Genomic DNA, 21740 nt, shown 5'->3' on the forward strand with positions numbered 1-21740 from the left:
CCATGTCATCACGATACTTGTTGATCTACCGTTTTAATAAACGATGCAATTTATTATTGACCTTCAACAAAAACACCGAATAAAGCGAAGCGATTGTCAAAAACAATAAACACAATGCTATGGTTATTAATTCATTGTTTATCCCACGGGCCATGCTTTCCCAAGGCGTTCTTAAGAATCCATTAACCAAAAATAACGGCATTGAGATCGTGCCAAAAAACATACATATTTTGAACACTAAACTGCCCTCTTTAATGTTTTTTAATATGAAGCTAAAAATAAAGAGCAAGATAATACAAAAAAAGAAATGACTAACGAAGAAGGCATACTCATTAAAATTACCAGCGGCGAATGCTGCAATTGACACGCCAAACAACCAATTTGGTAAGTTAACCGGCTTATCCTGCGCTAAATAAATCCCTAAACACAATACTGGCATGTGGCCGATAACGGTAATAAAAACACTGACATTGCTATATAGATAACCGTTAGTCAGCAACGAAATAGCGATACTGACTAAACTAATAGCGATTAAAAATATATTTCCAAATCGTTTGAACATAGCCAACATAAATGGAAATATTAAGTAAAATTGAAAAATAAACGATAAAAACCACCAAGGGCCAACTAACGATAGACCTTGATATGGATAAAAGTTATATAGCAGCGATAATTTTAAAATAAGTGGTTTTGAAAGAGGGATTAACCATTCGGTAAACCCCATACCATTATAAACAACATTAAAGATGAACATAAAAATAAAATATGAAACGATTGCGAGTAAAAACATCGGATAAATTTTCACAAGGCGAGTGATAATAAATTTTATATATAACAGCTTATTTTCATTTTTTGCGTATTTTTTCATTAAGCCATAAGCACTTAAAAAGATAAATATCTGCACGCCAAAATGACCAAAGTAGCTAAATAGTGCACGAATAATACCTGCGGGCTCAGTTAATAAAATATCAAATAAATTGAACACTTTTCCCGACGTAAATTCCATTTCATTTTCGCTAGGGGTAGGAAAGCGATGCATGAAATTATGAATCGCAATCATTAAGATACCCAAACCTTTTAAAATATTCGAATCTACCTTAGTGATGCCATTCCAAATCATATATTTATTCCTTTTATAATTATAACGAGTCGAATTATAAAATCACAATCATAACCCTTGCATAGAATAACCCGTCGCTTTAAATATTCGTTTAGTCTGATTTATCATTACGCTATATTAAAATGATAGATCATTTCTGTTCTTACAACATAATAAATATTACCTCGTAATACTGAATACCGAACGCTGGCAAGTTGGGGGGACTTAATATGATTGAGAAACTATTGAGTTTTATCCCTAATACTAGAATTAAGGCTATTTTCGGTGGATTTTAGTGGGTCGGATAAGCTATATACAGGTGTGCTTGATTATTATCTAAATACTTTCCATTTCTGACTTAACAGAAGCCTGTTCACGACAGGCTCCTTATCTGATTAACGTACTACCTACATCAAAGTCAGTTCGTCTATGAGCCAGCAACGCTTATTTACTCTCAATCGCCAGTGGTATTTCGTCTAACGTAATGCTGCCTTTAGTTACACCATCAGCCAGTTTCAAATATTCGCGGGTAAAAATAGGGCGGAATTTATCGGCGTCCATCGCCATATAATTGTTTAATTGGCGATATAGGGTATACACAAAGTTATCACCGGTAGCCGCACGTTCCGCGGGGCTCTTACGCTTAAATTTAAACAAACGCTCGTAGGCTTTATCGTGATCAGAATGCCCCATTAATACGATAGACTCACGCATGATCATATCCGCAACCACAGGTAAACTAGGCGGGAAGTCATAAGGTAAACCATTGCTGCGGCGCAGTGTTGGGATCTGCTCTGCAGCTTTAATTATTGCATTTGGCGGGTAATTAGCCAACGTCAGCTTCCAAATATTAAAAAGATGGGAATTAAGTTTATGATTCCATGATGATGGAAAACTACTTGCCAACATAGTATACATAGTGGTTACAGCTTCTGCATGGGCTTCAGTTAACTCAACGTTTTGTTCCATATTACCTTCCTAATTAAATTCCATATATCAATACTACTGTTCGTCATCATATCCATCTTGAAAACCAGGATCAATGAAGTGTGGCGGCAAGTTCTTATCTTCTATTCGCTCAATAACATTACTATTACGTGGTACTGAAACACCTCCGTTTTTCGGAGTTATACCCACCGTTAGTTTGCTAATACCGAGAACGGCGAATGCTTCATTTAAATCATCTTCTTTAGAGTTTGATCTATTAAAGTTTTGTTTACCATTCAATGCGAGCGATATCAGGCTATGCACGCTAGTATCATCTTTAAATAATAATCCAAAAGCAAAGTTAACTGATTGATAATACGGGTCAACTTGCGAGCCATCAATCGCTAATTTAAGGTCGGCTTCAGTAAAGACTTCCAAACGCAGTAGTAACTTATCTCGTTGCTCTGCGGTCATACGTAAATTAATGCCGACAGCCGTTTGTGTGCGTTCAAGCCAATAATTAAAGATGCGCAACGCAGGAGAATCAGCTTGGCTCACTTCCATGCTATCCGCTAAGCTAATCAGGCTCTCAATGTTGCCGGAGTTAGTAAAAATATCATTAAAATTACGGCCTTTATTCACCAAGTCACGGCGATGATCAACACCATCGACCGCACGCTTAAGTTCGATAATCGAATGCAACATTAGCAAACTATACAGTTTCTCAAAATGCGCTTGTTTTGGCGCAATATATTGCGACATCTGTAAGCGTTTAGAACTAAACCAATAGTCATAAACTTGCTTAATGTCCGCCATCTTTTGTGGATCTTGCCTAATCTGATGATAGCTCGGCATGAACCCACTTTGATTTTGGATATGACGAACCCCTTGACGGCTTAACGTTGGCTGAAAAGGCTGACGCGCTGCAGACGCAGGATTATTAACGGGTTGAATACGGGCTGGGGCATTTACCCTATTGACCGCTGAAACATCTTTAATATGTTGTAATTCAGTGCTATCAAGCTCATACCAATCAAAGGCAGGATTACGGCTATTAAGTTGAATACAGAGCACCTTGATATGCTCGATAGTAAAACCTTGACGCATAAATTCATCACAGCGCACACGGAATTTACCGTTATTAAAATTCAAGCGTTTCTGAGAGTACTCAGCCACCAAATCAAATACTTGCTGGAAATATTGTAGACTTGGATCAGGCGCAGATACAGGCACTTCAACTTGTTCTTTAAAGTCTTCATACATAATGGCGTTGTTGATGTACAAACCAGTATTATCTTGCTGAAGATAGTTTTTATTAATCAGTTCAGTAATGCTATGCTGTTTGTCTGATTGCAATGAGAAACGCGAAAAATCCGCAATGCGATCTTTATTCTTTTTGCATAACATCCATACTAATAAGCGAAATGCAGCATCAGAAAGTGATGATGATTGCACGATATAATCAGGCACGATAAAATATGTGCTCTCCATTTTTCTATTCATAACTGTTTAACACCACAATGCCATATTTAATTACAACTGAGCAATACGCTAATCTAAAGTCTACCATAGAAGACTTACTTGCACCTTTTGATTCCTTTGCTTTTTCAGACTTTGTTACTGTGAACCCTGTATCTGCGCTGACAGTAAAAAAAGCAGACCAACTGGTGACTGCTCAAGGTTATGAAATTACATTAGATCTTTTAGAGCAAAGTGACGAGCGATATATTATCGAAGCGTATTATGATATCACTGATAACAAAAATATCTATGCGATAAATGAATACGCACAACCAATCAACTTATTAAAAAATCCGAGTTTTACCCGTATTTGTAGTATCTGTAATACCACGACTAATCGCAGTCAGGGTCTTATCTTCAGTCATCCGCAACAAGGTGATTACTGTGCACATCTAGCCTGTGTAAAAAAACGCCTGCCCGAACTAATGCCATTTGTTAATTATTTACAAAAACTACCCGCATTAATTAATCATCTCGAGCAACTGCAAAGCAGTGTCTTTAGCCAAGTGTATTCATCCGGTGCCCCACTACGCTTATATTTAGCGATTGTTGAAGATGAAATACGCCAACACGGCTTTGTCAGTAAACAGGATGCAATCCAATTTCATCATAACTTTAATCACGCAACTTATAAAAAAGCAGCCCAACGCTATCAAAAATCCGCTTATCCTAAAGACCTCAGTTTTGAGTTTGTTGAAAAAGCGATTTTGTATACCAAACAAATGAAATCCACCAGCTTAAACGACAAGTTAAAACAACTGTGTGGACAAAGTGTACTGGCAGAAAATGAACTGGCAACAGCCGCTTTAATTATTTCGAACTATATCGTGAATAACCAAGGTTTGTTAAGCCATCAATCACCATTAGCAACCGACAAAAAACTCGCATTACATAATGACGGTAGCAATATTAGTGAGGCATTACGTTTAAAAGGCAAGCTAGGTGATTATGTACGTTGTCGTATTACGATAAATAGCTGTAAATACCAAATCGTCACCAAACGCTACGATATACGTGGTAAAGATGATACCGGCCGTGTTGTTCAGTTCAATCACGGCCAAGCCATGACTGAAAAGTCATATATTTATATTAGTGGCTTTATTTCTAAATTTTATCAAAATCAATACGGCTATACGGTCTCGGTGTTGAAAGGGGTTAAGCTGTTATCTGCTTAACGTTACCACAAGGACAGCGACAACGTCGTCATAATGCGAACTACCACCATGGACAGCAACTCACTGCACAGCCAATAACTGCGCAGAAAAGGCGATCCAATGACAAGGCGATAGCCGCATTATCAAATAACGAAAGCTGGGATAAATTTTAGCTCAACATTAATCGCCACCAGATCCCAGGCAAACTAGTGAATCCGGTGGTGAACCATTTCACCTCACCATCTTTCACAATTAAGATCGTTGGGGTGACCTTCACATTCCAATCACGACCCAAGTCATAGTTTTCATCATTCACTACATCAAAATCATACTCATGATGCCGTAAGTATTTCTTCACCCTTATCTCTTCACCAGAACTTAAGGCGACTGTCACCACCGGATAGAATTCCGATAATGTATCAACCGCAGGGCTAACAAAACGACACACAGGACACCACGTTGCCCAAAAATAAACAACCACAGCTTGATCTTTACTTAACTCCGCAAGATCAATCGGTTCTCCGGCCAATGTCGTCCCTGCTAATACTGGGATATTATGTTTCGGAAAATCTTTCCCACGCCATACATCCACAGCCGCAGTAATAACAAGTGCTAACAATAGAAATATAACTAATTGCTTAGTCCAACCAAGTAGCCGTTGTTTCATTTACTTGCTTCCTTTGATAATGACATTAATATCAACACTACTTCTGACGTTGGGCTTCTAATGCACGTTTCACTTGCTTCTTAAGCTGCCCGTAAGGCACTAGGCCACCGATAATTTGATCGGCAAAGATAAGACCCGGTGTTCCACTCAGTCCAAACTCACGCATCAACGTCATACTACCTTTAATTGTCGTTTCAACACTCTCAGCCGTATTGTCTAACCATTCATTAGTGTCGGTAATCTTACCCACTTTAGCGATAGCACCACTGTCTAAACGACTTGGGCGTGACATTAATTTTTTGTGTAATTCAGCGAATTTAGCGGGCTCATTTGCCCATACTGTTAAGGCTAAATCAGTTGCTTCTTTCGAACTTGGACCTAAGATTGGTACCAACTTATAAACAACACGTATTTCTGGAAATTCTTCGACTAATCGATCTAATAACGGCTCAATTTTCTTGCAGTAAGGACAGTTGAAGTCAGTAAAGTAAGCAATGGTTAACTCTGGGTTTTCAGCGCCCATCCACGGATCCATTTTGTTATTAAACAAGGCCCCGTGATTATCACCTAAATTTTGCGCTTGCTGGACTTTAATTTTGTTCTTTTCATGTGCCTGCAGCGCAATAATCGCTTCTTTTAAGATCTCAGGATTGTTTACCAATGTTTCTTTCACCATTTGGTTAAACTTGTCTTGTTGTACAGCCGTCATATCTATTTGTTCAGGTGCTGCCCACGCCATTTGCGTCGCTAAAATAGCGGCTGAGATAGTGGTGGAAAGTGTTAATAATTTCGTTTTCATTGTTATTCCTATTTATTAAATTTATTTCTGTATTTATGTTACGAATCGTCATACCCCACGCATATACGCAGGGAAAAATTAATTATTATTCGCTGCTTGCTTAATTGCATTCATCACAGCATCGTCACTTAAAATGACAGGCAGTGGTATACCGTTTGGCGCCTTAGGCCCATAAACAATATTAAATGGCACACCAAAACGACCGTTATTTTGTAAGTAATTCGTCACTTTTTCAGATCTAATGGTCCAATCACCTTCCATCGTTACCACGTTTTCCGTTTGCAGTTTGCTATACACAGGATCTTGTAATATGACACCTATCTTATTGGCCTTACACGTAATACACCAATCAGCAGTGATATTCACAAATACCGTTTTACCCTCTTTTACTTGCTGCTCGATGCGCACAGTATCTAGATCCTGCCATACTAAGTCATCCGGCAAACCGTTTGACCATTTGCTTGTCGTTAACGACGCAGCCAACATACCAGCACTACCAAGTAACAAACCAACACTAACGCTAATAAGTACTGCGCGCTTACCTTTAAGTTTTATCATAAAACCAATAAATACCAAGCTAACAAGGCTAAACAGGCCATAAATAGCAAATGTAGGTAAGAAACTAGACAGCAAGGTCACTAGCCATAAACAAGTCAGCATTAATAAACCAGCAAAAACAGTTTTCACCGACCCCATCCAACGGCCAGGTTTAGGTAATAAACTGACAAGACTTGGGAAAGTTGCAACGAACAACCAAGGCAGAGCCATACCAATGGCTAAGGCAGTAAAGATGACAAATAAACTTAACGTATCAGCACCCAGCGCATAAGCAACAGCAGTGCCCAAGAATGGCGCACTACAAGGCGTTGCGAGTAGCGTAGCGAACATACCTTGCAAGAAATGCCCACGGTTACTATCATCACCCGCGGTGGCTAATTTCGTTTGTAAGTTTGACGATAAACTAAACTCAAATGCGCCTAACATGTTTAATGAGAACACTGCGGTTATAACAACCATGGCCGCAATAAACCAAGGACTTTGGAATTGAATACCCCAACCTATTGCCTGACCTGATACTTTTAATGCAAAGATGAAGACGGCAAGTAACCAGAACGACACGATGATACCGGCCGCAGAAGCAAGGAATTGTTGCCTTATTTTACCCTTCTCGACACTTGGCGCATCGATAATAGTACTCAATTTCATGCCCAGAACCGGTAATACACACGGCATTATATTGAGGATCAAACCACCTAATAAAGCAAACAGTACTATTCCCATTAGAGACTGACCTGCGATAGTGACTTGTCCCGCAATAACAGGCGTCGAAAACTCTAACGCTTGATCTGAAGTGATGACGGTTAAGTTTAACGTTTTATCGATTAATTCAACGTCACCCAACCAACTACTGGCGTCAAAGACCGCAATTAAATGATCAACTGACTCTTCTACCGTCTTTAGTTTAAAGGTCGTGTCTAAGTCTCCATCAATCAATAATCTCGGTGTTTCGCCCCAGTTATAGCCAGATATTGTCGCTTGTATTTGACTGTTAGCGTGATCCCATACTAATTGAATCGCGTTATTATCATCCACTTTTCTCGGTACTTGAGTGATGCTTTTATTATATAAAAACATCGCGTCAGCATCGGTTTTCAAATTTTGAATATCAACCGACATGTTAATGTCATAATCCGTTAATACACAAATAGTCGTACACGAAGATAAGGTTAATTTACCCGCCAATACCAGTGGTTTATTCATGTCTTCGAACTGTAACTGCATTGGAAAGCTAACCGCATCGGTATACCCATAAGTCTCTAACCCAAGCAATGAGAAATGTTTTGGTACTGGCCACTGCCAGTCACTGTCAACAAGATTTGTCGACTCTTGCCAATCAATACTTGGTGCGATACCGCCTTCACCCGGTGAACGCCAATAGGTTTTCCAGTCATCAGCAAGCTTTACTTCGAGTACAGCGGGCACTGTATTATTGGTTTTATCCACTTGCCCTGTCAGCATAAAGCGTAACTGAATTGGTGGATGTGATGGATCTTGTAACCAGCCTGTTGTTTGTGCAGAAATACTCGCGGATATAAACAGCAAACAACTCACAAATAAGGTTTTTATTGTCTTCAAATTATGTCTCCAAAAAGTAATTAAAGTCATCTTGCTGATGCTTCAATACCAATTGCTTTTAATGGGGCGTCGATAAAAATAATTATTCTTTAATATACCCGAGCTATAAAGATGAATTAAATACTATTTAATATAAAACGGTGATTAAATTTTGTATTTTAAGCTATCGCAGAGGTATATTACGATATATTACTCTTCGAATTTACACAAAATAAGGTGACGGCGTCGAGAAGGGACAAATGTATTTGCTAGATAAGTAAAGTTGAGTGGCTGACGCGTAAAGTAATGGCTAAATAGGATGATCATTAAAATGACCATGACTAGCTCGTCCATATGCGTACTGGCTTTTTGTAATAATTTCTCAGTCAGTTTACAGACACCGCCACTGTTATCAAGATAACTGGCATCTGTAAGTTCAGTGTTCGCGACTGTGCTTAAGTTAGCACTATAATTCACACTTTCATTAGCACGAGTCTGGCTATTTAACTGAGTATTGTCTAATTGAGCATTGTCTAATTGAGCATTGTCTAATTGAGCACTGCTTAACACAGGCTGATTAAATGAATAAGCATTGTTAACCATACAAACAATCAAAAACGCTACTATTAACAGCAGGCTTATATTTGCGTTGTTTGTTGGTTTAGTGATGCGCATACATTCTTACGTTGTCATTAATCATAGGACTTCTTTTTACCGACAATCATGAAATATAACAAGTAAGGCTAATTAAAATTACCCTTCTTTACGCAAATTCAGCTGAAAATCGACGTAATACAATAAAATGTTGCGATGAATTTCATTAACTGCTGGTGTTTTTGTCATTTTAGCCTAGAATCCCGCCTTCTAATTCATTTCTCTTTATCCAGTGTTGATAACAAAACGTATCGCGATGATTAAGTAGAATGAAAAAGCACAAATAAGATATCCAAGCTAGTCTCTGATAAAGCATCCAAAAGTAGTTTGGGGATATCATCACACTGAATAATCGCTAGGAAATAGACACATGGCAAAAGGTAAAAAGTACGATTTTAATTTGGTACTAGTAGACGGTTCTTGGACTGCTGAGATCGTGAGAAAAATCACATCTAAAAAAACAGTTGTATCAAAAAGCCAAGCAGGTTTTGCTTCAGAAGCAGAAGCACAAATTTGGGCTGAAACTGAATTAAAAGGTTTCTTACAAAACCAAATCGAACGTAACGCACGTCGTATTCGCCTCGTTGCAGAAAGCGTTGAAGAGAATACAGAAGAGAGTGTTGAAGAGTCTGACGAATCAGAAAAAGACGACGCTTAATATCCCCCAGATATAAGCAACGCCTTACTACCATCGCTAATTACGCTTAATTAGCGATGGTCACTCAATACTAGCGTTCCCCTCTCAATATATCATGTGCATCAGGTAAGAATATTTCAAGCAATGATAGCTGGTTGCTCTGCCATCTAAAATAAGAACGTCTTGCATACACTATTTCCGTTCTATCTAGATTTATCATGTCACGATCAAGCTGACTAACTTGGAAAAAAGAATACTCACTACGCTTTACGTTCTGCTCTGCAAATAATAATTGTTCACCCAAAGATTTATCTCCAAGCTCACAAAATTTATTCACTATCACAGAGTCCTCTGACATTAAAGACGATCGCGCTAATATTAAACTAGACTGGTTGTTCATCAATATAGTTTGACGAAAAAACGTACTCGGATCCAACTTACCTTTTTCTTGCTCAATAATATGGAAATTGTCACACCGAGCTTTAAGTCGCTTGGTCAGAGACCCTGGATCATTCATATAATGAGGCACTAAGTTAACAACAGGTACTAATTTCATGAGAAGTCCTTCTCAAAGCAGACGTCATTCTCTTTTACCTTTAACGTCTCCTCTTTTGGCTCTTTTATATCGAGAAAACGAGCGCACAAGCATGCCGTAATAGCCGCAATCATGGCAAAGATAAGAAAAACGAGCCCTTCTGGTAGTAACATATTTAGCTGTAAAACAAATGCACTAAGCGCCTGCCCCAAGAAGTAAGACATCACAAACCCACTCATTAAACGAGCACGCAGTACCGCAGTACTTAACGACATGATCATATGGCTTAACGTTGGTAGTAATAATCCAAAACCTATTCCTGAAAATACAATCGTGACATAAGCCCGCCATTCGAATTGAGTTAGTGCAAGAAAAGTTAATGCAATTGCATAACAACTGAAGCAAATAACCAATAACCATCGCTCACCCAACGTTGACAACATATGCCTAAATAAATAAGCGACAATCACTGAAATTACGCTCATACCGGCCATAACTATGCCGATCATACTACTTGTTAAAGATAACGATGACACTAGTGTAAAAGGTAAATTAATAAGGATCATATAGTAAAAAAGCATACCAATTAAGCCCATTACATAGGAAGGAAAGACCCCTTTAATATCAGATAGTGTTAAACGTTTTTTTATCTCATCATCCCTATGTGTGGGTATAGTAATCGCCTTTGCCGACATAATTAAAATGACAAAGGACAGTAAATATAGGGAAAATGGAAAACGCCAATTATATTCTGCTAAGCTACCGCTTAAGAGCACAAACACAACTCCCCCCAGATTAACTGCGATTGATTGGAAAGAGATAAAGTCTGTACGCGATTTACCTTGAAATGCACTTCCTATAATATGATTGATGACAGTCATGCATATCGCAATACCAACACCAAATAACAAACGAAAGTATAATAGCGCATAGATTGAGTTAAGCCATAGACCACTACTACCAGCGGCCCCATAAATAAATAGTCCAACAAGTAACGCGTTTTTCTCTCCGACGAGCCTCATTAGCTTGTCAACAAATGGCGCCGATAATACCACCCCGATTGCAGGTAATGTCATGAGTAATGACACATAGAACGGGTCATTAAACACCTGATTAATCTGTGTCAATGAAGGGCCTATCGCAGCGTTCCCCATGACAAGTAAGCTACTCCCCAATAATAAACAAATTTTCATTAAGGTATTCGATTTATACGTAGGCATTGATTCTCTCTTTATATTGAAATCAGAATAATCAGAGAGATAAATCTAATTTATTTAATATCATTGTTTAATTTTATATTGGTAGGTATCTCTCTTTCATGCAGTATATGAGTTTCGTCATCACCGTAATAGTCTCAATAAAGCAACACTGCGTTGCTTATTTTCAACGTTGCTTAATGGAATAAAATAGTTAAAATAAACTCGGGATTAATAGGTAGGTGAGCGAAAACTCAATATCTTATGAATGGTTATTTATGATAAAAAATATTCTATACTCGTATAATATTTTTCTGATTTATGTATTACATTTAGGATAGCTATGAATTGGAATTTGAATGACTTACCTTTATTTATTGCCGTAGCTGAAAGCAACAGTTTTTCAAAAGCAGCTGTACGATTAAACATACAAAAATCAAGTATTAGTCGTGCAATAGCTCGCTTAGAAGAGCGGCTTAATGTAAAGCTCCTAGAACGTAACAATCGTTATCTTCGTCTGACTTCTGATGGAGCGCAACTGTATCAGCAACTAAAACCATTACTCGAACAGGTTAACCTTGCTGGTGATGAACTCTGCCAAAAAGGGCTTGCAGGAGAATTAAATATCGCGGTCACCTTGGCATTTTCACGAGAAGTCATGGCACCACATTTAAATGACTTTGTTACGCGTTTTCCAGACATTCGCTTAAACATGAAAAGTACAACTCGAATCTTGAATTTGTATGAAGACAAGTTAGACTTAGCGATCCAACTTGGTCCATTGGCTCCTTCGGGATTTTATGCTCAACATCTCGCAGATATTGAGCTTTGCTGGATGAGTTCCCCTGCCTATTTATCTGCTTATCCAGAGTTGATCAACTCCAGTTGGTTAGAAATACAAAAACATGTGCGTTATTATCATAGCCAAGAAAATTATCCTGCTAATTTTTGTTTATTCGCACCCGATGGAAATGAATATCCAGTGACCTTCCCTATGGCAAACCAACTCGAAGATGTACTGATGGTACGCGACTCGGTCGTAGCAGGTGCAGGAATATCCCTATTACCTGATATTTATTGTCGTAAATTAGTGAAAGAAAAGAAACTTATCAGAATTGCACCCGAAATAAAGGTCAGCCCAAATGTGACGATTTATGCCGTCTATGCCAGTAAAAAAAGTTCATCACCTCGATTAAAAACAATGCTTTCTTTTATGAACGAAATAACCACAAACTACCTAACCGATGATTAACCGTACCAGAATAAATTGCAATGAGCTTATAGATAAGTAGCCACAAAGCAAATTTGTCATTGCAGATAAAAGTTACGACAGTGAGTCGATAAGAGAAAATAAATAAATAGTCCTTAAAATGATGTTATTTGTCCTTTTGTTGATAACAATATTTTGCAATGTTTATTACTATTTACGATTTCAAATCGATGTAGGAAAGACAAGTGTTAGAAACTAAAAACATTCGAAATATTGCCATTGTCGCTCATGGAAAAACCTCTTTAGTCGATCAACTATTACGACAATCGGATGCATTATCGCGCAGAGAAAGCTCTCAACATCTAGTAATAGACTGCAATGAACAGGAAAGAGACATAACAATACTTTCCAAAGTAACAGACATTAACTGGAACGGGCCCCGAATTAATATTATTGATACGCTTGGGCTGAACGGTTGATATCGCCCCCCCCCTTTTTTTTAGAGCCTTAAATTATATCTATTTAATTTCTTATTAAATTCAAGAGAGTTGCTATGTCTAATAAAGATTTATTCCAATCAATTTTATTAAAAGCTGATATTCAGATTAATGGTAATCGTCCATGGGATATCCAAGTTCATGATGAAGAGCTTTATACTAATTTACTAACTGAAGGTTCTATCGCTTTTGGTGAAGGTTACATGGACGGGAAATGGAAATGTGATGATATATCAGAATTAATGAGTAAAATTTTACGCACGGATATAGAGTCAAAACTAGATGGCTTATTAAAGCTTCGTATTGGCGTTGAAGTCGGTAAGAATAAATTACGTAAATTTTTTAATCCTCAAACGATTGAACGTTCAAAAGAAGATGTCTCATCTCATTATGATACAGGAAATGATTTATTTGAGAATATGCTAGATAAAAGAATGACTTACACTTGTGCTTATTGGAAAGATTCAAGTAATATCGACGAGGCACAAGAAGCTAAATTAGACTTGGTATGTCGAAAACTAGATCTAAAAAAAGGTATGCGAGTGCTAGATATCGGCTGTGGTTGGGGCAGTTTTATGATATATGCAGCTGAGCACTACGGTGTTATTTGTGATGGTTTAACCTTATCTAAAGAACAAACAAAATTAGGTCGAGATAGGGTTAATGCTCAAGGGCTAGATGTTACTTTTGTTTTACAAGACTATCGTGATTACCACCCCTCTGAAACCTATGACCGTGTAGTATCTATTGGGATGTTAGAGCACGTTGGACCTAAAAATTACAATGAATATTTTGAATGTGCAAAAAGATTTATGAAAGATGATGCTATTTTCCTTTGCCATACTATAGGTGGTTCAGTTTCGAGAACAATTAATGAAAGTGATCCTTGGATCCAAAAATATATTTTCCCTAATGGCGTTATTCCTTCTATGACTCAAATATCAGGCGCTATTGAGAACAAGTTAAACATTGAAGGTGTGCATAATATTGGTCCAGACTATGATAAAACATTAATGGCTTGGTACGAAAATTTTGAAAATAATTGGACAAATATTGCAAGTAATTATAGTGAAAAATTTTATCTAATGTGGAAATATTATCTTCTAAGTTGTGCAGGTGCATTTCGTTGTCGAGATCTAAATGTATGGCAAATTATGTTGACAAAATTGGGTACTGAAATTCCAGAAACACGTCGAGTATCATAACTATATTAACGAAGTCGCAACTGAAGTTGAAGGTGCATTAGGTTATGTTAAAAACATTCCGGAAATTTCATGAGGTGTAGCGACGAGTCGCTATCTGCGTTTGAAAAACTCCTGCTACCAGTCAAATCCAAACAGTTTGCTTACTGGGCACTCGTCCCCGTATCTTGGTTCATCCAATAATGAGATAAGTTGTCAAAGTGCATTACCTTTGGCAGCAAAAATTGTTATTGGATGGTACAAAATGAAAACAACGCTGGGTGATGATTATCGATGCAATTCTCTGACGGAGATTGTGGGCGAATTGGTCATACCATAATCAGAGGCCTGTATATTTAATAATTCATTCACCAATGGCTATCATTTTTTTAACGCAAAAAACACAATATCAGATAGAGTAAATATCAGACATTTGAATTTAAATCATATCCTTATTGCTATCAAAACCTCTATTTTCATCAGCCTACTCGTTAGTGGTACAACTCCAGTTTAAAATCACAAGTTGTTGATATTTAACAACTTAATTGGTTAAACTTAGATGCGTAAAGATACGTAAATCAAGGTGTCATCTAAATTTTTTGTGATAATATCCCGCCTCAAATTAGTGTCGTCGAAAAGTTAAGATGTCGACACACCGCAACATACTAAACACTTTTTAGTATGTTGTTTTGCAGAAATAGATTAAAAACTTACATGCAATTATTAGCTAAAAAGCAGTAAGCATTACTTCCAGGACGGACTAAGTTATTTAACATTTCTATATATATTACTTTATTCCGAAAAAGGTTAGAAAATGATACGTTTTACGTCTTGGTTATTACTCTTTTGTACATTAGGTATATTAACAGCATGTGGTGGCGGCGGTAGCAGCGATGGTACTGGCGAAGCACCAAAGCCTTCAGATAAAAAAACACTGACATCAATTCAGGTCAATATTAAGCAAGCGACGACATTTGGCCTCCTTAAACCAGCTATTGCAGTAGGGCTTACCCAGTCATATGATGCCGTCGGTTATTATAGCGATGGTGCTACACAGGTCATAACTGATGACGTAACTTGGCAAGTCGATAATGAAGCACTTGCAGTTATTACAAATGGTAAAGTCGAAGGACTTAAGTCCGGGCTTGTAATGATCACAGCCTCAAAAGGCAATGTGTTCAGCCAAGAAATAAGGCTGGAAATCACAGATGCAGTTCCTTTATCAATTAATATTGACCTGAAAGAACATGAGATGCTCCTCGGTCAAAAACAAGATATATCATTAACCGCAAAATTATCTGATAACAGCGCGAGTAGAGTCACTGATGATATCGTTTGGGAAACTTCGGATGGGATTAAGGTTGATAGCGAAGGTCAGTTAGTCGCAACCCAAGCAGGCAGTGCAAACCTAACAGCATCTTATCGTGGTTTAATTTCAAGCATAGAATTAGTGGTAAAACCTGCAGAACTACGCGAACTTGAAGTTGAAGTCAAATCTAATGAAATAAACTTACCGAAAGGCTTAACGAAAACACTTATAGTCAAAGGGTTTTATAGTAACAAAGAATTTAAGGATCTGAGCAACGCAGCGAAATTGGTTATTGATGATGAAAGCATCGCTTATCTCGATAAACAGGGAAAGCTAGTTGCCCTCAAAGAAGGTCGCACTCGTTTGCATGCTGAATATTTATCTATAGAATCACCATCTATTACTGTGGTCATTACCGCAGAAAAATTAACAACATTAGTGATCAGTGCAGATGAAACCATCATTAACGGCCTAAACACTCAGATTAAGATTACTGGTGAATTTACCAATAAGAAACAACTGTCCTTCACAGGTAAAGCCAAGTGGTTTGTAAAAAGCACAGACCAGCTAGACGCCTCTCGTATTTTAACCGTTGTTCAAGGAAAGGCTACTGCGATTGGACAGGGTAGTGTACACGTTTGGGCACAAGTCGGTAACGTAAAAAGTGAATCGATCCTCATTACGGTAATAAAAGCAAGATTACAAACACTATCTCTAACAGTAGATACACCTAATATAGTCCCAAACCAGATGACAAGTTATACAGTCATAGGTCAATATGATAATGGTACCAAAAAAGATTTAACAAACGATTCGTTACTCAGAACAGAGAGGGACAATCACAATGTGAGACTTAACTATAGGGACGCAAAAATCATCGGAATGCATCCTGGTATCGCGACAATTACCGCATCTAGAGGCGAGATATTCAGTGACCCGATTACCATGACGGTAACAAAGGCTAAGCTAACAAAATTAATGGTCGATCTGGGACCTAAATTACCAGTCGCGAGTGGCCTAAACCTTAAACTCGATGTTTACGGGACTTATGAATATGATAATGATGATGCTGGTGAAAGTATTATTCATCCGGTTACATCGAACGTTACTTGGCATAGTCAGGATCCTGCCATCGTTTCTGTTGATAAGCAATCATTAGTCGGTAAGTTACCAGGTACCACCCAAGTATGGTGTAGTTTAGATGGCTTAGAGAGTCAACATTTTGATGTTATAGTCACGGATGCTGAAGCTCAGTCTTTACGTATTACCCAAGAAAAAAAGACTACTATTGCAGGATATTCTGTCAAATATCACGCTTTTTCGACATACACTGACAACAAAGAACTCGAGGTCACTGATCTAGTTAAATGGCATAGTTCTGATATTCAAAAAGCATTTTTTACAGGTAATACGCTCAATACCAAACATGCTGGTAAGGTAACCATTCGCGCAACATTCGGTACGTTTACAAAGAGCGCTAGCCTTACGATTAGCAATGCCAAATTAGAAACGATTAAACTAAATCAGGTACAAGACGATATTCCTCTCGGTCAAACATATACATTATCGGGCATTGGTATAGATAGTTTAGACAACGAGATTTCTATAGATGTAAACAAGTTTAATTGGAACACTGCTGATAACTCAATCGTGACTTTCATTTCGGATGGTGAAATCAAAGCGATGAAAGAAGGCAGCACCGAAGTTACAGTGAGCGATAAAACTGACTCATCAATAAAGTATTCTATGTATATTCAGGTGGGTCCTAAAGCGCTAAAAGCTATCCAGATTAATGCTACTTCCTTTGATCTAATTTACGGTACTGATATGAAGCTTGGTGCAACGGGTATATACACTGACGACACAAGTAATAACATTAGTGATCAAGTAGAGTGGAGCAGTAAATCGGAGGTAATAACGGTTGACAAGAATGGTATTGCTCTTGCTCGTACGCAAGACGATAGCGCCTCGTCTAATACGACTATTTCTGCTAAATTAGGTGATATTCAAAATACCGCAAATTTCTTTATTAGCAACATCAATGTTATCGTTGAAAAACCAAGTGTCGTAAGTATCACCTCAAATACTGGCAGTGCTGTCTTTAGCTTAACACCTTCGAAAGCGCTATTGCGTATGATGGATTTTAACCCTTTAAACAAAGCGAATATAGGACGTCTAAGAGCCGAATCCGATCATATCATTTATGAGGGACAAGGTAGCCATCCACAATTTAAACACTTTAATTCTAAGGATAGGTCTGCTACACAATTCTGCGAAAACCTATCGAATGCAGGGCTCGACGGTCGCCATAATTGGAAACTCGCATCGGTTAAAGAATTGCTAGCGTTGAGATCGGCCCCATCATCCGATAAGACACTAAAAGATAGTGATTATTTTTCCAACTCGACCGATACTAATACCATGGTGGATTTGAACAGAGAAAATGATCATCCGGTCAAGAAAAACCGCCCAAATGATATCTTAGGATATGTCAGCTGCGTCTCAATAAACTAAGTCGTCGTCATTAATCAACATAGATAAAAGTTAATGTATGTCATGCCGCTCAATTAAAATGAGCGGCATTTTTATGCGCATAATTTAATTAATAAGGCCATCAATTCAGTAAAACAGAATCCTAACGAATTTCTTCATCGGATTCTATAGTCGATAGCTTTTCGGTGTTCTCTATTAGACAAACAAATGCTGCCTATGAGCTAAGCTGGTAAAGAGTTAATGGGAAACCCGAAAGTTAACGTCATTTGAATTGAGCTAAATCGGCTTTTAAAAAATCAATAAATACCCTGAACTTTTCAGGGCGAAATACTCGATGAGAGTATACTGCGTATAGGTTTAACGGTGCGGCCTTGGATGCAAAATTTAATTCAATGAGACTGCCATCTTTTATATGTTCATCACAAGCATGACGAGAAAGGATAGCAAAGCCAACCCCCGATAAGGCTGCCTTAAAAGCCATTTCGCCGCTGTTCACTTTAAAGTTACTAGACACGCTTATATGATGAAACTCCCCATTGTCTTTAATAAATTGCCAAGCTTTCCCTTGGAGTGCAGTTGCAGTGGTGATGCAAGGTAATGCACTAAAATCACTGATGTTACTGGGTTTACCCCATTGCTTAATGACTTTGGGTGCTGCCACAATGCAACATGGGAACTCAGCTAGTTTTTGTGCAATATAATCACTGTCTGGTAGATCCCCCCTAGTTACAATAATTGCAATATCGATATCCTCAATTAAGGACTCAAATCCGGCTAAGTTCGTCGTACAGTTAATACTGATTTCAGGATATTTTAATGAAAAATCAATAATAGAATCCCCCAATAATTTGGGGCCCATTTCACTCGGAATACAGAGCCTTAGCGGGCCTTTAAGTTGCGTTTTATTGGATGTGATGTCAGATTCGAGTTGCGCTAAGGCGTCGAGTAATGCACCAGACCGAGAATAAAGTAGCGCACCTGATTCGGTTAACCTCATATGTCGTGTACTGCGTTCAATTAAGCGGACTTGTAGTTTAGCTTCCAATTGAGAAATAGTACGGCTCACGTTTGAAGATGGCATTTGTAATGCCTTTGCTGCACCGATAAAGCTGCCTTTCTCTGCAACAGAAGAAAATATCCGGAGCGAAGTGAAATCAATGTTATCCATTATACTATCCCGTTATTGATATCAATAAGTCCAATTTATACCACCTAACAATCATAAATGATATGAATTATATTGTTTGTTATTAATAACGATTCAGCTCAAAAAGAGATAACTGACAAGACTCAACATTAGCTGGAATGCACGTTTTCCCTACATTATTAGAAAAGGACTCATTTATGAAAATAGGTATATTAGGCGGTGGTATTGGCGGGTTAAGTACTGCGATTGCATTGAAACTAGAAGGCTTTGAGGCAGATGTCTATGAACGACATAGTCGACCAAGCGAAATTGGTGCCGGTATTGTATGCTGGCCGAATGCTTCATTTGTTTTAGACCAACTTGGAGTGTTAAGCCAGGTGGCCAAAGTGTCTGGTTCGCTCAACTATATGCACCGTTTTTCTAGTCATGGCGAACCACTAGGCTCATTAGACATAACTCAACTAAATCAATTAATCGCGTATCCTAGCTATTCTGTTATTCGTAAAGATTTGATGGCTATACTGACCCAACGGGCTCTTGAACTAGGTATCAATATACATTATCAACATGATGTAACTTCACTTTCGAATAACGATAACAACAAAGTTTGTGTGCAATTTACCAATGGTAAAAATATCGAACCAGATATCATTATTGGCGCTGATGGCAGTATGAATTCATTTACTAGACAGTATGTAAATAGTAATAACGATCCTGTTTATCAGGGTGTTGTTAATTGGATTGGTGTATTTGAGTGTAAAGATGATATTTTCACTGACCTTTCGGTTTCAGATTACTGGGGAGTTGGAGAACGTTTCGGAATAGTACCAGTATCAAAAACAAAAGCTTATTGGGCTGGATGTGTCGCATCTCAAAATATAGAAGAGGTAAACCCTGACTTGTATAAATCCGAACTCCGTTCGCTGTTTGCTAGTTGGCCAGATCCTATTAATAAGATAATCAATGAAACACCTTTATCCCGAATTAATAAAATTTATGTTCATGATCATAACCCAATAAAAATCTGGCATAAAAATAATGTCATATTACTCGGTGATGCTGCGCATTCTGCTTTACCCACTTCTGGTCAAGGAGCTTGTCAGGCGCTGGAAGATGCATGGCACTTTGTTCATTGTTTAAAAGAAAATGTGAATGATATATCTAAGGTATTTAAGCAATTTACCGAGTTAAGAGCGGTTAAAACGTCAAAAATTACAATGGGTGGTCGCCAAGTTGCCTCATCCATTTTCAACCAAGATAAAGCATTTTGTGAACAGAGGAATTTAGCGAGTAAAAATATGGATCATAAAAATACTGTTATTGGTATCGCTAAACTCTGGACTAACGGCTTACCTATCGGCGTCTAGCACTGTCAATTTTCGGTTAGTTAATCCAAATATTATTCGTTCACTTAAAACTAGATGTGTTGATGATGCTGCTGATACATGGGTAGTGATAAAGCAGTAAATGACTAACAAGCGGCTGTACCGGACAATTTGGTGACGCCGCAAAGTATTAACCCAAAAACCAACGCCACTTAACACTCTAATTTTATGATCGCGATTTTTTTTCAAATTATGGCTGATTAATCATTTTATACTCACCATTTAGTTTGAAATCTCCTGACAAAAATTCCAACGATAGGCTATCTGCCAGAAAATCACTATCATCATTTTGATAGGTATAATCATAACTTTTTATCTTATCACCAACTGTCTCAGTTAATTTCTTAATTGGATGAAATGAAAGTCCAAAAAAGTCCATATCGACTTTCCACTCTTTAAGCGGATCGACATAATACACGCCATAAATCATATAAAAATCATTAACATACTCGATATCAAATGTCTTAATCCCGCTACCGAATATTGTTTGAATGGCTTGTTTTATCTCTCCATTTTCGTAATATTTCAACAGTAGAGTGTTCTTATGGGACTCTAACGAGGCTTTTATTTCCTGAATGTCTTTCAGACGGCCATTATCATAATAGGTATAATTTACCTTGAGATTCACACCTAATTCACCACTTTGTAAAACTTGGTTACGCGTTATCAATTGTCCAGTATTGTCATACAAATACATAATTTGATAAGTAGCTTTAGGCACCCCCTCAAAGTTAGTATCTAAATCATTAAAAACCCTCTTATCTTCACGAATCACTTTACCTTCATTATCGTACATATACTCAGAGATAAAGTTTTCTTTGGTATGTCTTATAAAACTATTAGGGTTTCGCTTCATCAACGCACGGGCTGATTTTATAGTACTGTCTGAGTTATACGTATAATCAAATGTACTGTCTGTATAATCACGTTGAGTAATACGACCATTATCATCATAAATATAAGCCGCCTTTACTTCATCCCCTTTGGTTAATTTAACCAAACGGCTTGAATTTGCCGTAACCAAATTCTGATCGATTCCGTCAGAAAAAAGTGAATAGTTATCATAAGCATATGCATTAAAAGTAAATACAATGGCAATGGCAATGGCAATAAGTGTTTTATTTAAATTCATGAATAATTTCCTTTATATAATTGTGGTTGTGTCGGAAACTAAAATTTAGTTGTTTAAAATTAATAACATACTGTTTCTCAGA

The 21740-nt window shown here is 37.7% G+C and carries 18 protein-coding genes; 7 read left to right on the forward strand and 11 right to left on the reverse strand.

The annotated features are described in order from the left end of the window. Nucleotides 1-25: 25 nt before the first annotated feature. The 3 genes from AKG98_RS09160 to AKG98_RS09170 form a co-directional block, all read right to left on the reverse strand. Nucleotides 26-1120, reverse strand: coding sequence for an acyltransferase (locus AKG98_RS09160; RefSeq protein WP_067044599.1), 1095 nt, complete (start codon nucleotides 1118-1120; stop codon nucleotides 26-28). A 423-nt stretch (nucleotides 1121-1543) separates the two neighbouring features. Beyond that, nucleotides 1544-2068, reverse strand: coding sequence for a hypothetical protein (locus tag AKG98_RS09165; RefSeq protein ID WP_067044602.1), 525 nt, complete (start codon nucleotides 2066-2068; stop codon nucleotides 1544-1546). A gap of 33 nt (nucleotides 2069-2101) precedes the next feature. Beyond that, nucleotides 2102-3529 (reverse strand): hypothetical protein, encoded by a 1428-nt coding sequence (locus AKG98_RS09170; RefSeq protein ID WP_228140265.1) that lies wholly within the window; start codon nucleotides 3527-3529, stop codon nucleotides 2102-2104. Nucleotides 3530-3546: 17 nt separating this feature from the next. On the opposite strand from AKG98_RS09170, the gene AKG98_RS09175 reads away from it, so the two are divergent. Next, nucleotides 3547-4722 (forward strand): hypothetical protein, encoded by a 1176-nt coding sequence (locus AKG98_RS09175; RefSeq protein ID WP_067044606.1) that lies wholly within the window; start codon nucleotides 3547-3549, stop codon nucleotides 4720-4722. A gap of 148 nt (nucleotides 4723-4870) precedes the next feature. Here the strand turns inward: AKG98_RS09175 and AKG98_RS09180 are convergent, their stop codons facing one another. The 4 genes from AKG98_RS09180 to AKG98_RS09195 form a co-directional block, all read right to left on the reverse strand. Beyond that, a complete protein-coding gene (locus AKG98_RS09180) occupies nucleotides 4871-5368 on the reverse strand; it encodes a protein disulfide oxidoreductase (protein ID WP_067044609.1) in 498 nt (165 codons plus the stop codon). Between the two features lie 37 nt (nucleotides 5369-5405). Continuing rightward, nucleotides 5406-6167, reverse strand: a complete 762-nt coding sequence (locus AKG98_RS09185; RefSeq protein WP_067044612.1) for a DsbA family protein — start codon at nucleotides 6165-6167, stop codon at nucleotides 5406-5408. A gap of 78 nt (nucleotides 6168-6245) precedes the next feature. Then, on the reverse strand, nucleotides 6246-8333 hold the full coding sequence (locus AKG98_RS09190) for a protein-disulfide reductase DsbD (protein ID WP_198155467.1): 2088 nt from the start codon (nucleotides 8331-8333) through the stop codon (nucleotides 6246-6248). Between the two features lie 159 nt (nucleotides 8334-8492). Next, nucleotides 8493-8957, reverse strand: coding sequence for a hypothetical protein (locus AKG98_RS09195; protein ID WP_067044617.1), 465 nt, complete (start codon nucleotides 8955-8957; stop codon nucleotides 8493-8495). A 349-nt stretch (nucleotides 8958-9306) separates the two neighbouring features. Between AKG98_RS09195 and AKG98_RS09200 the strand changes: the two genes are divergently transcribed. After that, a complete protein-coding gene (locus tag AKG98_RS09200; protein WP_067044620.1) occupies nucleotides 9307-9594 on the forward strand; it encodes a DUF3622 domain-containing protein in 288 nt (95 codons plus the stop codon). Between the two features lie 70 nt (nucleotides 9595-9664). On the opposite strand, the gene AKG98_RS09205 is transcribed toward AKG98_RS09200, so the two are convergent. Both AKG98_RS09205 and AKG98_RS09210 read right to left on the reverse strand, forming a co-directional pair. After that, a complete protein-coding gene (locus tag AKG98_RS09205) occupies nucleotides 9665-10129 on the reverse strand; it encodes a chorismate lyase (RefSeq protein ID WP_067044623.1) in 465 nt (154 codons plus the stop codon). Beyond that, nucleotides 10126-11328, reverse strand: coding sequence for an MFS transporter (locus AKG98_RS09210; RefSeq protein WP_083543925.1), 1203 nt, complete (start codon nucleotides 11326-11328; stop codon nucleotides 10126-10128). The genes AKG98_RS09205 and AKG98_RS09210 overlap by 4 nt, the downstream gene beginning before the upstream one ends. Before the next feature lie 319 nt (nucleotides 11329-11647). On the opposite strand from AKG98_RS09210, the gene AKG98_RS09215 reads away from it, so the two are divergent. From AKG98_RS09215 to AKG98_RS09230, 4 genes are all read left to right on the forward strand, one after another. Next, nucleotides 11648-12556 carry a LysR family transcriptional regulator gene (locus tag AKG98_RS09215; RefSeq protein WP_067044626.1) on the forward strand — a complete coding sequence of 303 codons (909 nt, stop codon included), beginning with the start codon at nucleotides 11648-11650 and terminating at the stop codon, nucleotides 12554-12556. Nucleotides 12557-12759: 203 nt separating this feature from the next. Beyond that, a complete protein-coding gene (locus tag AKG98_RS09220; RefSeq protein ID WP_067044628.1) occupies nucleotides 12760-12993 on the forward strand; it encodes a GTP-binding protein in 234 nt (77 codons plus the stop codon). A gap of 74 nt (nucleotides 12994-13067) precedes the next feature. Next, nucleotides 13068-14216 carry a cyclopropane fatty acyl phospholipid synthase gene (gene cfa, locus AKG98_RS09225; RefSeq protein WP_067044631.1) on the forward strand — a complete coding sequence of 383 codons (1149 nt, stop codon included), beginning with the start codon at nucleotides 13068-13070 and terminating at the stop codon, nucleotides 14214-14216. A 790-nt stretch (nucleotides 14217-15006) separates the two neighbouring features. Further along, nucleotides 15007-18015 (forward strand): Ig-like domain-containing protein, encoded by a 3009-nt coding sequence (locus AKG98_RS09230; RefSeq protein WP_067044634.1) that lies wholly within the window; start codon nucleotides 15007-15009, stop codon nucleotides 18013-18015. A 241-nt stretch (nucleotides 18016-18256) separates the two neighbouring features. Here the strand turns inward: AKG98_RS09230 and AKG98_RS09235 are convergent, their stop codons facing one another. Further along, nucleotides 18257-19162, reverse strand: a complete 906-nt coding sequence (locus tag AKG98_RS09235; RefSeq protein WP_067044637.1) for a LysR family transcriptional regulator — start codon at nucleotides 19160-19162, stop codon at nucleotides 18257-18259. 176 nt (nucleotides 19163-19338) lie between these two features. Between AKG98_RS09235 and AKG98_RS09240 the strand changes: the two genes are divergently transcribed. Further along, nucleotides 19339-20508, forward strand: a complete 1170-nt coding sequence (locus AKG98_RS09240) for an FAD-dependent monooxygenase (protein ID WP_067044640.1) — start codon at nucleotides 19339-19341, stop codon at nucleotides 20506-20508. Between the two features lie 208 nt (nucleotides 20509-20716). Here AKG98_RS09240 and AKG98_RS09245 read toward each other — a convergent pair whose 3' ends face one another. Next, nucleotides 20717-21658 (reverse strand): hypothetical protein, encoded by a 942-nt coding sequence (locus AKG98_RS09245; protein ID WP_067044642.1) that lies wholly within the window; start codon nucleotides 21656-21658, stop codon nucleotides 20717-20719. Between the last annotated feature and the right edge of the window lie 82 nt (nucleotides 21659-21740).

The sequence above is a fragment of the Moritella sp. JT01 genome (genome assembly GCF_001574435.1).
Taxonomy (GTDB): Bacteria; Pseudomonadota; Gammaproteobacteria; order Enterobacterales; family Moritellaceae; genus Moritella.

Coding starts and splice junctions, on each gene's coding strand:
- AKG98_RS09160 (WP_067044599.1), bottom strand. CDS start 1,120: ATGATTTGGAATGGCATCACTAAGGTAGATTCGAATATTTTAAAAGGT.
- AKG98_RS09165 (WP_067044602.1), bottom strand. CDS start 2,068: ATGGAACAAAACGTTGAGTTAACTGAAGCCCATGCAGAAGCTGTAACC.
- AKG98_RS09170 (WP_228140265.1), bottom strand. CDS start 3,529: ATGAATAGAAAAATGGAGAGCACATATTTTATCGTGCCTGATTATATC.
- AKG98_RS09175 (WP_067044606.1), top strand. CDS start 3,547: ATGCCATATTTAATTACAACTGAGCAATACGCTAATCTAAAGTCTACC.
- AKG98_RS09180 (WP_067044609.1), bottom strand. CDS start 5,368: ATGAAACAACGGCTACTTGGTTGGACTAAGCAATTAGTTATATTTCTA.
- AKG98_RS09185 (WP_067044612.1), bottom strand. CDS start 6,167: ATGAAAACGAAATTATTAACACTTTCCACCACTATCTCAGCCGCTATT.
- AKG98_RS09190 (WP_198155467.1), bottom strand. CDS start 8,333: ATGACTTTAATTACTTTTTGGAGACATAATTTGAAGACAATAAAAACC.
- AKG98_RS09195 (WP_067044617.1), bottom strand. CDS start 8,957: ATGCGCATCACTAAACCAACAAACAACGCAAATATAAGCCTGCTGTTA.
- AKG98_RS09200 (WP_067044620.1), top strand. CDS start 9,307: ATGGCAAAAGGTAAAAAGTACGATTTTAATTTGGTACTAGTAGACGGT.
- AKG98_RS09205 (WP_067044623.1), bottom strand. CDS start 10,129: ATGAAATTAGTACCTGTTGTTAACTTAGTGCCTCATTATATGAATGAT.
- AKG98_RS09210 (WP_083543925.1), bottom strand. CDS start 11,328: ATGCCTACGTATAAATCGAATACCTTAATGAAAATTTGTTTATTATTG.
- AKG98_RS09215 (WP_067044626.1), top strand. CDS start 11,648: ATGAATTGGAATTTGAATGACTTACCTTTATTTATTGCCGTAGCTGAA.
- cfa (WP_067044631.1), top strand. CDS start 13,068: ATGTCTAATAAAGATTTATTCCAATCAATTTTATTAAAAGCTGATATT.
- AKG98_RS09230 (WP_067044634.1), top strand. CDS start 15,007: ATGATACGTTTTACGTCTTGGTTATTACTCTTTTGTACATTAGGTATA.
- AKG98_RS09235 (WP_067044637.1), bottom strand. CDS start 19,162: ATGGATAACATTGATTTCACTTCGCTCCGGATATTTTCTTCTGTTGCA.
- AKG98_RS09240 (WP_067044640.1), top strand. CDS start 19,339: ATGAAAATAGGTATATTAGGCGGTGGTATTGGCGGGTTAAGTACTGCG.
- AKG98_RS09245 (WP_067044642.1), bottom strand. CDS start 21,658: ATGAATTTAAATAAAACACTTATTGCCATTGCCATTGCCATTGTATTT.